At 38.2% G+C, this 12,419-nt stretch carries 12 protein-coding genes; 10 read left to right on the top strand and 2 right to left on the bottom strand.

Annotated features, from left to right (window positions below):
• The 9 genes from N9Y32_05665 to N9Y32_05625 all read left to right on the top strand — a co-directional run.
• Window positions 1-992, top strand: a 992-nt coding sequence (locus N9Y32_05665) for an FAD-binding oxidoreductase (protein MDB2590499.1), incomplete at its 5' end; no start/stop codon positions are given.
• On the top strand, window positions 992-1,525 hold the full coding sequence (locus tag N9Y32_05660) for a dehydrogenase (GenBank protein ID MDB2590498.1): 534 nt from the start codon (window positions 992-994) through the stop codon (window positions 1,523-1,525). The genes N9Y32_05665 and N9Y32_05660, both read left to right, overlap by 1 nt.
• The gene (gene glcF / locus N9Y32_05655; protein MDB2590497.1) at window positions 1,525-2,658 is read left to right on the top strand and encodes a glycolate oxidase subunit GlcF; all 1,134 of its coding nucleotides are present in this window, start codon (window positions 1,525-1,527) and stop codon (window positions 2,656-2,658) included. The genes N9Y32_05660 and glcF overlap by 1 nt, the downstream gene beginning before the upstream one ends.
• A gap of 16 nt (window positions 2,659-2,674) precedes the next feature.
• Window positions 2,675-3,991 carry a 23S rRNA (uracil(1939)-C(5))-methyltransferase RlmD gene (rlmD, locus tag N9Y32_05650; GenBank protein ID MDB2590496.1) on the top strand — a complete coding sequence of 439 codons (1,317 nt, stop codon included), beginning with the start codon at window positions 2,675-2,677 and terminating at the stop codon, window positions 3,989-3,991.
• A 9-nt stretch (window positions 3,992-4,000) separates the two neighbouring features.
• Window positions 4,001-4,441 (top strand): L,D-transpeptidase, encoded by a 441-nt coding sequence (locus N9Y32_05645; GenBank protein MDB2590495.1) that lies wholly within the window; start codon window positions 4,001-4,003, stop codon window positions 4,439-4,441.
• Window positions 4,438-4,827, top strand: coding sequence for a rhodanese-like domain-containing protein (locus tag N9Y32_05640; GenBank protein MDB2590494.1), 390 nt, complete (start codon window positions 4,438-4,440; stop codon window positions 4,825-4,827). The genes N9Y32_05645 and N9Y32_05640 overlap by 4 nt, the downstream gene beginning before the upstream one ends.
• Complete coding sequence (locus N9Y32_05635) at window positions 4,791-6,335, top strand: MFS transporter (protein MDB2590493.1); 1,545 nt, start codon at window positions 4,791-4,793, stop codon at window positions 6,333-6,335. Before N9Y32_05640 ends, N9Y32_05635 begins: the two co-directional genes overlap by 37 nt.
• A 7-nt stretch (window positions 6,336-6,342) precedes the next feature.
• Window positions 6,343-7,329, top strand: coding sequence for a beta-N-acetylhexosaminidase (gene nagZ / locus N9Y32_05630; GenBank protein ID MDB2590492.1), 987 nt, complete (start codon window positions 6,343-6,345; stop codon window positions 7,327-7,329).
• Complete coding sequence (locus N9Y32_05625) at window positions 7,326-7,607, top strand: hypothetical protein (GenBank protein MDB2590491.1); 282 nt, start codon at window positions 7,326-7,328, stop codon at window positions 7,605-7,607. Before nagZ ends, N9Y32_05625 begins: the two co-directional genes overlap by 4 nt.
• Before the next feature lie 60 nt (window positions 7,608-7,667).
• Here the strand turns inward: N9Y32_05625 and N9Y32_05620 are convergent, their stop codons facing one another.
• Window positions 7,668-9,188 (bottom strand): aldehyde dehydrogenase, encoded by a 1,521-nt coding sequence (locus N9Y32_05620; protein ID MDB2590490.1) that lies wholly within the window; start codon window positions 9,186-9,188, stop codon window positions 7,668-7,670.
• Window positions 9,189-9,327: 139 nt separating this feature from the next.
• Here N9Y32_05620 and N9Y32_05615 point away from each other — a divergent pair, with 139 nt between their 5' ends.
• Window positions 9,328-10,251: an AraC family transcriptional regulator gene (locus tag N9Y32_05615; protein MDB2590489.1), complete on the top strand. Its 924-nt coding sequence runs from the start codon at window positions 9,328-9,330 to the stop codon at window positions 10,249-10,251.
• Here the strand turns inward: N9Y32_05615 and uvrD are convergent.
• A complete protein-coding gene (gene uvrD, locus N9Y32_05610; GenBank protein MDB2590488.1) occupies window positions 10,232-12,397 on the bottom strand; it encodes a DNA helicase II in 2,166 nt (721 codons plus the stop codon). The genes N9Y32_05615 and uvrD overlap by 20 nt on opposite strands.
• Between the last annotated feature and the right edge of the window lie 22 nt (window positions 12,398-12,419).

The raw sequence follows: 12,419 nt of genomic DNA, 5'->3' as shown, positions 1-12,419 counted from the left end.
GCGGTGTACATTGTTTAAAGTATGGTTTGACTGTGCATAATGTTGAGGCGGTTAAAATATTAACCATTGATGGCGAAGAGTTGGTTTTATCTAGAGATGATCAAGGACTTGGCTTGTTAGCAGTCATGAATGGATCTGAAGGTTTGCTAGGCGTTATTGTAGAAATTACAGTTAAGCTAACCCGAACGCCTAAATTAGCCAGAGTAGTAATGGCTGGATTTGACTCGGTGCGTAATTGTGCCAATTCAGTGGCTGAAATTATTAAGGCAGGCATTATTCCGGCAGGTCTTGAAATGATGGATAGTTTCGCCATTGAAGCTGCAGAAGGCTTTGCTAAAGTGGGTTATCCACTAGATGCGCAGGCGTTATTATTGTGTGAATTAGATGGCTCAGAGTCTGAAGTTCAGGCTGAGCTTGAGGTAGTTTTAAAAGTTTTATCATCCGCATCTAGCATTAGAGTATCAAACAACGAAAAAGAGCGCTTGGATTTATGGAAAGGTCGCAAGTCTGCCTTTCCTGCTGTAGGGCGACTGTCTCCTGACTATTATTGTATGGATGGTACAATTCCAAGGCGTCATTTAGCTGATATGCTAGAAAAAATTAACACGTTATCTAAAAAATATAAACTTAGAGTGGCCAATGTTTTTCATGCGGGTGATGGCAACCTGCATCCTCTAATTTTGTATGATGCAAATATTCCAGGTGAACTGGAAAGAACTGAAGAATTTGGCACTGAAATTTTAAGATTAAGTGTAGACATGGGCGGCAGTATTACAGGCGAACATGGTGTTGGTGTTGAAAAGTTAGATGCCATGTGTCATCAGTTCAATGATAAAGAATTAGAGATTTTCCATCAGATTAAAGCTGTGTTTGATCCAGAATTATTACTCAATCCTGGCAAAGCAATTCCTGAATTGCACAGATGCGCAGAGTTGGGCTCGATGCATGTTCATCATGGACAACTGCCTCATCCTGAACTGGAGCGATTCTAATGTCAGATAACCTTTCAAAGTTACAAGAAGAAATTAAATCATCCAGCAGTCTTCATATTACTAGTAGCTGGTTGAATCATATGGGTGTTGAGGAGTATTTCTCAGAAGAGTTGGTTATTACGGTTAAGGCTAGTACGCCCATTGCCGAAATTTGTAAGGTGCTTGCTAAAAATGATCAAGTGTTGCCATTTTATGTTGAAAACCAAGAGCAAAGTATTGGCGCTGCTTATGCTAATGGTGCGCAAGATTTGTCTGACAGCGTTCTTGGAGTGCAGATTATTGATGGTTCGGGTGAATTGTTAAATTTTGGCGGTCAAGTGATGAAAAATGTAGCTGGTTATGACGTCGCCAGAATGCTGATTGGTTCAAAAGGTCAATTGGCTGTTGTTACTCAAATTAGTTTTAAAGTAATGCCACGTCATTATGTGGGCGAGCTTAAGTCTCGAATTAAAACAGTTGAGCGTTCAGCGCTGCGTGAGACAATCGAAAGTCGACTAAAAACAGTATTCGATCCAAGAGGAATATTTAATTAATGCAAACAAATCAGATTGCTAATTTTAAAGCAAATGAAATTATTAGAAAATGTGTGCATTGTGGGTTCTGCTTGGCTACTTGCCCTACATATCAATTACTTGGTTCAGAGCTCGACTCTCCACGTGGACGTATTTATCTGATCAAATCTTCTCTTGAGAAAAATCATTTTTCTGGTGAAAGTATTAAGCACTTAGATCGTTGCCTTACTTGTAGAGCTTGTGAAACTACCTGCCCCTCAGGCGTTAAATATGGGAAATTGATCGATATCGGCAGAGAATTTGTTGAACAAAAACGACCAGTATGGCAAAAGGCGATGCGTTATTCAATACGTAAACTATTAACCACGCCAGTTCTTTTTAATCCAATTGGGTATATTTCTAGACATTCAAAAAAACAAGGCAAAGCTGTTAAGCCAATCTCTAATAGTAAAAAAGTTTTACTATTAGGAGGCTGTGTGCAGCCTGTTCTTGCGCCTAATATCAATCATAGCATTAAGAATATTTTGGCAAAATTGGGTTTTGAGGCTATTGAAACCCCACAAAAACAATGTTGTGGTGCAGTAGATCAACATCTTAGCGCTGAACATGATGCACTGATCAAAATTAAATCGAATATTGATACGTGGCTAGAGTTTGATGTCGATACGATTATTTCTAGTGCTAGTGGTTGCGGACTAATGGTGAAAGACTATGCTTCTATATTTTCACAGGGAGATGATTACTATCAAAAAGCACAAGAAATCTCTAACAAAACCCAAGATATTGCTGAGTTTTTAATTGATAAAGATTTGTCTAAGCTTAAATTGGAGCAAGCCAATATTTCATATCATGAGCCTTGTACACTCCAACATGGTCAAAAATTAGCAGGACTGGTGAATTCAATTCTAGACTCTCTGGGCTATTCGCCAGCTGCCGTTAAAGATTCTCACTTATGTTGTGGCTCGGCAGGCACGTATTCAATTTTCCAGCCGGATCTTTCAAAACGGCTTAAGACTAATAAAATCAATAATCTTAAAGCTTCCAATCCAGAGATGATTGTAACGGCAAATATTGGCTGTTTAATGCATTTACAAAAAGACAGTGAAATTCCCGTTAAACATTGGGTGGAATTATTGGATAATCAGACCAATTAATTAGCCAAAGAGCATCATGGGTAGAAGAAGAAAGCCAAAGGCCAAAACTTACGAATTAGACATTGAATCATTGTCACATGAAGGTCGAGGCATTGCACATTTGGAAGAAAAAGTTATCTTTGTGAGTGGTGCCTTGCCCGGTGAAACAGTGCGGGCAGACCGCACCTTTTCTCGTGCAAAGTTTGAAGAAGCTGATGTAATTGAGGTGCTAAAACCTGCTGAAAATAGAATCAAGCCCAAATGTGAAGTGTTTGGTGTTTGTGGTGGCTGTTCATTTCAACACTTGTCTAGTGAAGACCAAATCCAGGCTAAAGCAGAATGGTTAAAAGATGCATTTTCTGGCCAAGCTAAAGTTGCACCAAAACACTGGCTTGATCCGCTACAAGAACAAAGCTGGGGCTATCGACGTAAAGCCAGATTGGGCGTTCGTTATGTTGCCAAGAAAGAAAAAGTTTTAGTCGGTTTCAGAGAAAAGAAATCTGGTTTCATTACCAACATGAGTCGTTGTGAGGTGCTACACCCCTCTTTAGGCGACAATCTTGAAATGCTGGCCGAATGCATTGGCAAGCTTTCCATTAAATCGCAAGTGCCACAACTTGAGGTAGCTGTAGCTGAAAATAGTACAGTATTAATTTTGCGTCATTTGGAGCCACTTAGCGATCAAGATGAGCAAATATTGCTAGATTGTGCTAATGAATTAAACGTTACTTTCTATACTCAAAGTGGTGGTGCAGATACGGTTAAACCTCTAGATAAGCCCGCAGTATTGACTTATTCACATCCTGATCATGATATTGTTATGGAGTTTTTACCGACTGACTTTACTCAGGTTAACTTTAAGTTAAATCAAAAAATGATCAACCTAGCTCTAGAAATGTTGGCGCTTAATGATCAAGATGAACTGATTGACCTATTTTGTGGCTTGGGTAATTTCACCCTACCTATCGCTAAGTATTCTAAACATGTCGTTGGTGTAGAAGGTGACTTGGGCTTGATTGAACGAGCTAAGTATAATGCTGAAAAAAACTCAATAACCAATGCTGATTTTTACAAAGCTGATCTATTTAAAGAGGTGGAAGGCTTTGAATGGTTCAGAGGCAAAACTTATAATAAGGCACTTATTGATCCGGCACGCTCTGGTGCCATTGAAATTGTAGAGCTGTTACCAAAATTAGGTGTGGAGCGCTTGGTGTATGTATCGTGCAACCCAGCAACGCTTGCTCGCGATACCGCTAAACTGATTGAGTTGGGTTATAAGCTTGATACGGCTGGAGTGATGGATATGTTCCCTCAAACTGCCCACGTTGAATCTATTGCGCTCTTCACCAAATAACACATTCTTATGATTACAATTAATATTGCTAATCAAACTTTAACTTACAAAGATACAGTGTATTTAATCAGTAGCGCCGCTAATGGCGTTGGTGAAATACAAGGGTCGTTTTGCACACCTTTGGGAAAATTCAAAATTGCTGAAAAAATTGGCGATGACTTAGAGTTAGGTTCGGTGCTAGTAGGGCGCGTGCCAACAGGTGAAGTTTATTCAAAAAAACTGTTTGATGAGCAACCTGGTCGAGATTGGATTTTATCTCGTATTCTTTGGCTTGATGGAGTTGAGTCACACAATAAAAATACTAAACAACGATATATTTATATACATGGCTCAGCAGACGAATTCACCATGGGAAAGCCCGGATCAAAAGGCTGTATCCGTATGAAAAATAGTGATATCATTAATCTTTTTAGCCAAGTTCAAGCAGGTGAGGAGGTTGATATTCAATGATTAAAAATTATTTACCAAAAAAAGCAGTTAAGCTTATTCTAGAAGGCGCTACTTTGATCGATGTTCGTTGTGAAGCAGAAAATAAATTTGTAGGGCGTGTGCCAAACTCCATTCTTATTCCATGGCTAGATGAGCCAGAATGGGAAGTAGATGAGGAGAAGTTTATTAAAGCTTTTTCAAGGTTTGATATTGATAAAGATGCTGAAATTATTTTAATTTGTCGAAGTGGTTATCGTTCTAATGATGCGGGTAAGTGCCTGATTAAGAATGGGTTTACGAATATTGCCCATATTGTGAGTGGTTTTGAAGGTGATCTTGATGAAGAAGACCAGCGTGGTAATGTCAATGGATGGCGCCACGACGGAATGCCTTGGATTCAGTGCTAGAAAGCCTTCGACTGTTTATTCATCCTCGGGTAGCTGCCATGCTATTTTTGGGATTTTCAGCAGGCGTACCGATTTTGCTTATTTTTTCCACATTAGGTCTGTGGCTGAATGAGGCGGGTGTTGCAAAATCTAGTATTACTTTTTTTTCTTGGGCTGCATTAGGTTACTCATTTAAGTTTGTTTGGGCGCCATTAGTAGATCGCTTACCTTTGCCGATTCTGACTAAACTATTAGGTCGTCGTCGTGCCTGGATGCTGGTTTCACAACTAGCAATCATGAGTTCAATTTTACTAATGTCGTCAGTTGATCCAAAAGCCGGCGTTGATAGCTTAACTATTATGGCTTATGGTGCAGTTTTATTAGGCTTTTCATCAGCGACTCAAGATATTGTTATTGATGCTTATCGTATTGAGTCAGCTGATAAGAACATGCAGTCTATGCTTTCAGCAACTTATGTTGCAGGCTATCGTATTGGCATGTTGGCGGCTGGTGCAGGTGGTTTATTTTTAGCCAGTTATTTTGGATCCACCAAAGAGTTGTATAGTTTTTCGGCCTGGTCTAATACTTATCTAGTTATGATTATGGTTATGATGGTGGGCGTGGTAACCACCTTGTTAGTCAAGGAGCCCAACCATAGTCGCCGTGAAGAGCAATACTCCACCCAAGATTACGTTCGATTTTTTGCCTTATTTTTAGTCGTAGTGGCAGCATTTATCGCTACCTTTATTTTTAGTGCAGAGCTGGTTAAAACGCTTAAATCAAACTTAACGGAAATTTTTACTAACAAACATCTGGCTGGGTTTATTGTTGGTGCGATTAGATTGATACTGGCCATTACAGGAGCGTATATTGCCACTCGACTGTTGATCAAACTTAAGGTGGTCAACAAATCTATGGTTAATAATACTTACATTAGCCCTGTTAAAGATTTTTTTAGCCGATATGGAGTGAGTGTTGCTGTGTTGTTATTAGCGGTTATTGGCTTATATCGTATTAGTGATATTGTGCTTGGCGTTGTAGCTAATATCTTTTATCAAGATATGGGCTTTACGAAAATAGAAATTGCCACCGTGTCTAAAACCTTTGGTTTATTTATGACCATCGCTGGAGGGTTTTTAGGCGGGTTAATGGCAATCAAATGGGGTGTGTTTAGGGTGTTATTCTTGGGGGCAGCACTTTCTGCGCTAACCAATTTACTTTTTATTGTTTTGGCAAATGTTGGCCACAATATAACTTGGCTTTATGTAACTATTACCATGGATAATTTGTCTGCTGGATTGGCTAGTGCAGCCTTTATTGCCTTCTTATCTAGCTTGACTAATATTAAATTTACTGCCGTTCAGTATGCCATTTTCTCCTCGCTTATGACACTTCTACCCAAAATTTTTGGCGGCTATTCGGGTGGTATTGTTGAAGCATTTGGCTATAGTCAATTTTTTATCATAACCACCTTAATCGGGTTACCTATTTTGTATTTAGTGTACAAAGTGAAACCTTATATCAATTAGAGAAACTATGAATCTAGGACCAATCATGATGGATGTGTCAGGACTGACATTGACAGAGTTAGAACAAGCACAATTAGCAAAACCCAGTATTGGCGGTGTTATTTTATTTAGCCGTAACTTTGAATCGATTGATCAAGTTAAGCAGCTGATTAGCTCCATTAGAGCGGTTAATCCAAATATCTTAATTTCTGTTGATCATGAAGGTGGAAGAGTTCAGCGTTTTAAAGAAGGATTTACGCATCTGCCAGCCATGTCAAAGCTGGGTGAGCTTTACGATAAAAAGCCCAAAAAAGCAATAAAATATGCTTGTTCATGTGGCTTTATTCTGGCGTATGAGTTATTAGAAATTGATGTAGATTTTTCTTTTGCACCTGTGCTTGATATGGATTATGGTAATTCTTCAGTGATTGGAGACCGCGCATTTCACTCAAATCCTGATGCAATTGTTAAATTAGCACAGGCGTTAATTATAGGTATGCATAGAGCTGGAATGAAGTGTGTTGGTAAGCACTTTCCAGGGCATGGATATGTCTCATTAGATTCACATATAGACTTGCCAATTGATGAGCGTCCTGCAAAAGAAATTTACCAAGACATGGTGACTTTTAAAGATTTGATTGATGAAGGTCTTGATGCAGTTATGCCTGCACATGTAATATATTCAAAGGTAGATGATAAGCCTGCAGGATTTTCTAATGTTTGGATTCAAGATATTTTAAAAAGTAAGCTGGGTTTTGATGGGGTTGTTTTTAGTGATGATTTATCAATGCAGGGCGCTTTATTTATTGAGAATATTAAAGACCGTGTGAAAATTTCCCTAGATAGTGGTTGTGATATGGTGTTGATTTGCAATCATCCAGAGATGCTATTAGAGGTCATTGATCAAGATTGGGGTTCGAATGAAAAGCTACAATCAATGCAAGGTAATAGAAGGTATAAATCCGATAAAATAACCCACTTACAACATTTAGAAACTATTAAGAGCTTATTATGAGTGATACCAATACACCCGATTTAGAAGTTAGAATGCTAAGTGCCATGAGAAAAACCCTAATCTCAGTTGCAAAAGACACCATGACCAAGCCAGGCCTGCGTCATCCATTGACTGAAAACACACAAAAAATGATTACTGATTGTTTAAATCTTGTTACTTCTCGTCAAACTGAAATTGAAAAACAAGCTGGTACTCATACTAAAATGAAGCCAGTTTATACTGACGAACAAACTGTTCAAAGTTTTTCTATTGATGATTTAAAGAAAACTTTAAATTAAAAAAAACCGCATCAATGGATGCGGTTTTTAAATTATTTAGCCTTCTTTAAGGTTATTTTTTTAGAAAAATCCAAGAGGGCTAGTACTATAACTTACCAATAAATTTTTAGTTTGTTGGTAATGATTGAGCATCATCTTGTGTGTTTCACGCCCTACACCTGACTTCTTGTAGCCACCAAACGCAGCATGTGCAGGGTATAAATGGTAGCAATTCGTCCAAACACGTCCAGCCTGAATTCCACGACCCATTCGGTAAGCCAGGTTTATATCACGAGTCCAAACACCTGCACCTAATCCAAACTCAGAATCATTGGCAATGGCCAAAGCTTCGGCTTCATCTTTAAAGGTGGTAACAGACACAACAGGGCCGAAAATTTCCTCTTGAAAGATTCGCATATCATTTTTACCTTTAAGTAGTGTTGGCTCAACATAATAGCCATTTCCAAATTCAGGACCAACCTGAGCAACACCCCCGCCCAATATCAACTCAGCACCTTCTTTAGCACCAATATCCATATAATCCATGATTTTGTCAAACTGCTCTTGAGAAGCTTGAGCGCCTACTTGTGTATCTGTATCGAGAGGGTTTCCACGAATAATTTGCTTAGATCTCTCAATTACAATAGCAATAAATTCATCATAAATGCTTTCTTGGATTAAGGCACGTGAAGGGCAAGTACAAACCTCTCCTTGATTGAAGAATGCCAGTACAGCACCTTCGGCACATTTACTAATATAGTCATCATCTTGTTGCATAATATCTTCAAAAAATATATTTGGAGATTTACCACCTAATTCAACAGTTGAAGGTATGATATTTTCAGCAGCACATCTTAAAATATGTGAACCTACTGGTGTTGATCCAGTAAAAGCAATTTTATCAATACGTTTGCTAGTGGCGAGTGCATTTCCAGCCTCTGTACCATATCCATTGACAACATTTAGAACACCTGGTGGTAATAAATCACCAATAATCTCCATGAGTATTAAAATTGATACAGGTGTTTGCTCAGCAGGCTTTAATACGACACAATTACCTGTTACTAATGCTGGTGCAAGCTTCCAAGCTGCCATTAATAGTGGAAAATTCCAAGGAATGATTTGTCCAACTACACCAAGTGGCTCATGAAATTGATAAGAGACTGTGTTTTCATCTAGTTCACCCATGGTACCTTCTTGAGATCGAATACAGCCGGCATAATAGCGAAAATGGTCAACACAAAGCGGCACGTCAGCTGCCAGCGTTTCACGAACTGCTTTACCATTGTCCCAAGTATCTGCAACTGCTAACATTTCAAGGTTTTGCTCAATTCTGTCAGCAATTTTTAATAGCAAATTTGATCTTTCTGTTACTGACGTTTTACCCCAAGTAATTTTAGCAACATGAGCTGCATCAAGTGCTAAATCAATATCTTCAGAAGTTGACCGAGGAATTTCACAAAAAACTTCTCCTGTAACAGGTGTTATATTGTTAAAGTAAACCCCTTTAACAGGAGGCATCCACTCTCCATTAATATAATTCTCATAGCGTGCTTTAAATGTAATAACTGAGCCTTCTGAGCCAGGTTGTGCGTAAATCATAATATTCCCCTTTTTTTATTAAGTTTGAACTATAGTATAGATATGTTTTTTTTAACAATCTGGATCCAGAGTCCAAAAGACTTGACTCACAGTATAAAAAAGGTTAAAAAATAGACTTACGACTTAACAACTATTAATTGTGAAAAAAAATTTAGATATAACACCTTTTGAAAGGTATAAGAATAGAAAGCTATTGATTGAAAATAAGATTTCGTTTCTAGGTCCTGATAGTGAGTTAAGCATCTATGACACTTATCGACAAGCAAGCAGAGTTTCGTTAAGCGCTGATCAAGTAATGTATTGCGGTATGATCACGGGTAAAAAAGTCATGCATAATCTTGAAAATTCAGAGTCTCAAATATTCTTACCCCATGAGTCTTATGTCATAAAGCCAAAAGGTTGTGTTGAGATTGATTTTCCAGAAGCGCAAGAGGATTCCCCCACAACCTGTCTAACGGTGGAAATATCTAAAGATAGGATTGATGCGATTTCTGATAAAATGCAAGACTTAATTCCCTCCAATGGAATTGGCAAAAGCTGGGAATACCAACCTGAGAACATTCACTTGCATCATACGGCTGATACTCAAAAGCTACTTAATCGACTGGTTTGCTTATTCACAAATAATCATCCAGATAAAGAGGTTTTAGTAGGCTTTGGAATTTCCGAGTTAGTTACTCGTTTACTTCGACAGCAAAGTAGAGATTTATTGTTAAATTATGCACACCATATGCCAGACTTTGACAGTATGACCACGGTGATAGATTATCTTAAACATAACATTACCAAGCCTTTTGAGATTAATCAGTTGACGCAAAAAGCTTGCATGAGTCGAAGTGCTTTATATACTGCGTTTAAGAATCATCTAGGGTGCACACCTGGCGATTTTTACTGGCAACTCAAGCTAGAAATGGCAGCAGGCATGTTACAAAAAGGTCAGTCAATTACTAGCGTTTGCTATGGTACTGGCTTTAATGATCCTAGCCACTTTTGCCGAAGGTTTAGTCAGTTTTATGGCTGTACACCTAGTCAATATCAGAAAACTAAACAAACTCTAAATTAGCATAGCTGGCAATTAACCATTTTGTGCCTGCTGATTTAAATTTAATTTGAATTCTAGCGCTATCACCCTCGCCCTCAAAATTCAGCACTGAGCCATAACCAAATTTTGCGTGTTTAACCCCTGCACCTACTGATAATTGACCATTTGCTACAGGCTCAATGTCTTGGTTATAGATATCATTATCAGAATAGTTAGCTTGTGTTGCGCCAAATTTCGCCTTAACTTTGTTAACGTATTCACTGGGTATTTCATCTAAAAATCTTGAAGGGTAGGCATACAAAGACTGCCCATGTAAAAAACGCTTAATAGCAAATGATAAGGTTAGTTTTTTCATAGCGCGCGTCATGCCAACATAGCATAAGCGTCTTTCTTCATCTAGTAGGTGCGGCTCGTCTTTAGATTGTCTTGATGGAAATAAATCTTCTTCTAATCCACCTAAAAATACATTTGGAAACTCTAAGCCTTTGGCTGAATGAATAGTCATGAGCTGTACGTTATCAACCGCAGGTGCATTGGCATTGCCAGCAGAATCTAGTGATGCTAAAGAAATAAAACCAACGACTTCATTCATCTCACTATCTTCTTCATGATTGTATTGTTTGGCAGCAGAGATTAACTCCTCTAGGTTTTCTTTTTTACTGCCCGCTTTGTCAGTTTTGTCATTAGCATAATGATTCATAATTCCTGATGCACTAAGCAAATGAGCAACTTTCTCACTTAAATCAAGATGCTTACTATCATCAATCATTTGATCGATAAGCTCAACAAAACCATTTAATGCATTAGCGGCTCGTGTTGGTAAAGTAGACGAAACCTCTTGAGCTGCTTGGAATAAATTGGTATGCTGATCACGAGCAAATTCACGAACTTTTTCTAACGTAGCGTTACCAATGCCTCGTGTTGGGAAATTTACGATCCGCTCAAAAGCAACATTATCAGCAGTGTTTTCAATTAAGCGTAAGTAACTTAATGCATCTTTAATTTCAGCGCGTTCAAAAAACCTTAAACCGCCATAAATAATATAAGGCACATTGTATTTAATTAATACCTCTTCAAATACTCTTGATTGTGCATTGGATCTATACAAAATAGCACAATCACTAGCGCGATCACCATCCTTAATCAGTTTTTGAATATTGCGAATGACATAATCTGCTTCGTCAGTTTCAGTTCGTGCTTCATACACATCAATTAAATCACCATTGCCAGAATCGGTCCACAAAGACTTACCCATGCGATTAGTATTGTTAGCAATTAAAGCGTTCGAAGCCGACAAGATGTGGCCAGTTGAGCGATAATTTTGCTCAAGTCGAATAGTTTGAATGGGTGCAAAATCAGTTTCTAGCTTGGTAATGTTTTCAATTTTTGCACCTCGCCAGCCGTAGATAGATTGATCATCATCGCCGACACAAAATACTTGATTATTGCCGTTAAATAATTGCTGAATCCATTTGTATTGAACAGTATTAGTATCTTGAAATTCATCTACTAAAATATGCGAAAAACGGGTTTGATAATGCTCAAGAAGCTCAGTATTATTTTTAAGTAGCTCATAGCTTCGAACTAATAGTTCAGCAAAATCAATTAAATCATTGGCACGACAATGCGCTTCATACAATACAAAAACCTCAAGACTTTTCTTAATAAAGAAGTTGTAACCAGGGTCAACATCTTGCGCTTTAACACCCTCATCTTTTTGTTGATTGATGAACCATTGAACCTTTCTAACTGGAAACTTAGACTCATCAATACTATTCTCTTTCATTAGACGCTTAACGATCCGAAATTGATCTTGTGCATCTAATATTTGAAAACCCGATGTAAGTCCAGCTTTTTCATAATGCGTTCGTAATAGACGGTGTGCAAGGCCATGAAAAGTGCCAACCCACATACTTTGAATAGGCCTTCTTAAAAGAGTGGAGAGCCTTTCTCTCATTTCGGCTGCAGCTTTGTTTGTGAAAGTTACCGCTAATATTGAGTCCGTATGAATATTTTTTTGAGTAACCAAATACGAGATTCTATGTGTTAAGACTCGAGTCTTTCCACTGCCTGCACCCGCTAGTATGAGTGCATTTTGGGCACCTTCAAGCTCAACCGATTGGCATTGTTTTTCATTTAAGCCGTCGATTATTTCTGATAAATTCATCGTTTTTTCTTACCTTATGAAA

The organism is Candidatus Thioglobus sp. (assembly GCA_028228555.1).
Classification (GTDB): Bacteria; Pseudomonadota; Gammaproteobacteria; order PS1; family Pseudothioglobaceae; genus Thioglobus_A.
Note: the sequence above shows the minus strand (reverse complement) of the source record. Positions and strands in the feature narration are given on the sequence as shown.

Coding starts and splice junctions, on each gene's coding strand:
- N9Y32_05625 (MDB2590491.1), top strand. CDS start 7,326: ATGAGTGATACCAATACACCCGATTTAGAAGTTAGAATGCTAAGTGCC.
- rlmD (MDB2590496.1), top strand. CDS start 2,675: ATGGGTAGAAGAAGAAAGCCAAAGGCCAAAACTTACGAATTAGACATT.
- N9Y32_05640 (MDB2590494.1), top strand. CDS start 4,438: ATGATTAAAAATTATTTACCAAAAAAAGCAGTTAAGCTTATTCTAGAA.
- N9Y32_05645 (MDB2590495.1), top strand. CDS start 4,001: ATGATTACAATTAATATTGCTAATCAAACTTTAACTTACAAAGATACA.
- uvrD (MDB2590488.1), bottom strand. CDS start 12,397: ATGAATTTATCAGAAATAATCGACGGCTTAAATGAAAAACAATGCCAA.
- N9Y32_05620 (MDB2590490.1), bottom strand. CDS start 9,188: ATGATTTACGCACAACCTGGCTCAGAAGGCTCAGTTATTACATTTAAA.
- N9Y32_05635 (MDB2590493.1), top strand. CDS start 4,791: ATGGCGCCACGACGGAATGCCTTGGATTCAGTGCTAGAAAGCCTTCGA.
- nagZ (MDB2590492.1), top strand. CDS start 6,343: ATGAATCTAGGACCAATCATGATGGATGTGTCAGGACTGACATTGACA.
- N9Y32_05660 (MDB2590498.1), top strand. CDS start 992: ATGTCAGATAACCTTTCAAAGTTACAAGAAGAAATTAAATCATCCAGC.
- glcF (MDB2590497.1), top strand. CDS start 1,525: ATGCAAACAAATCAGATTGCTAATTTTAAAGCAAATGAAATTATTAGA.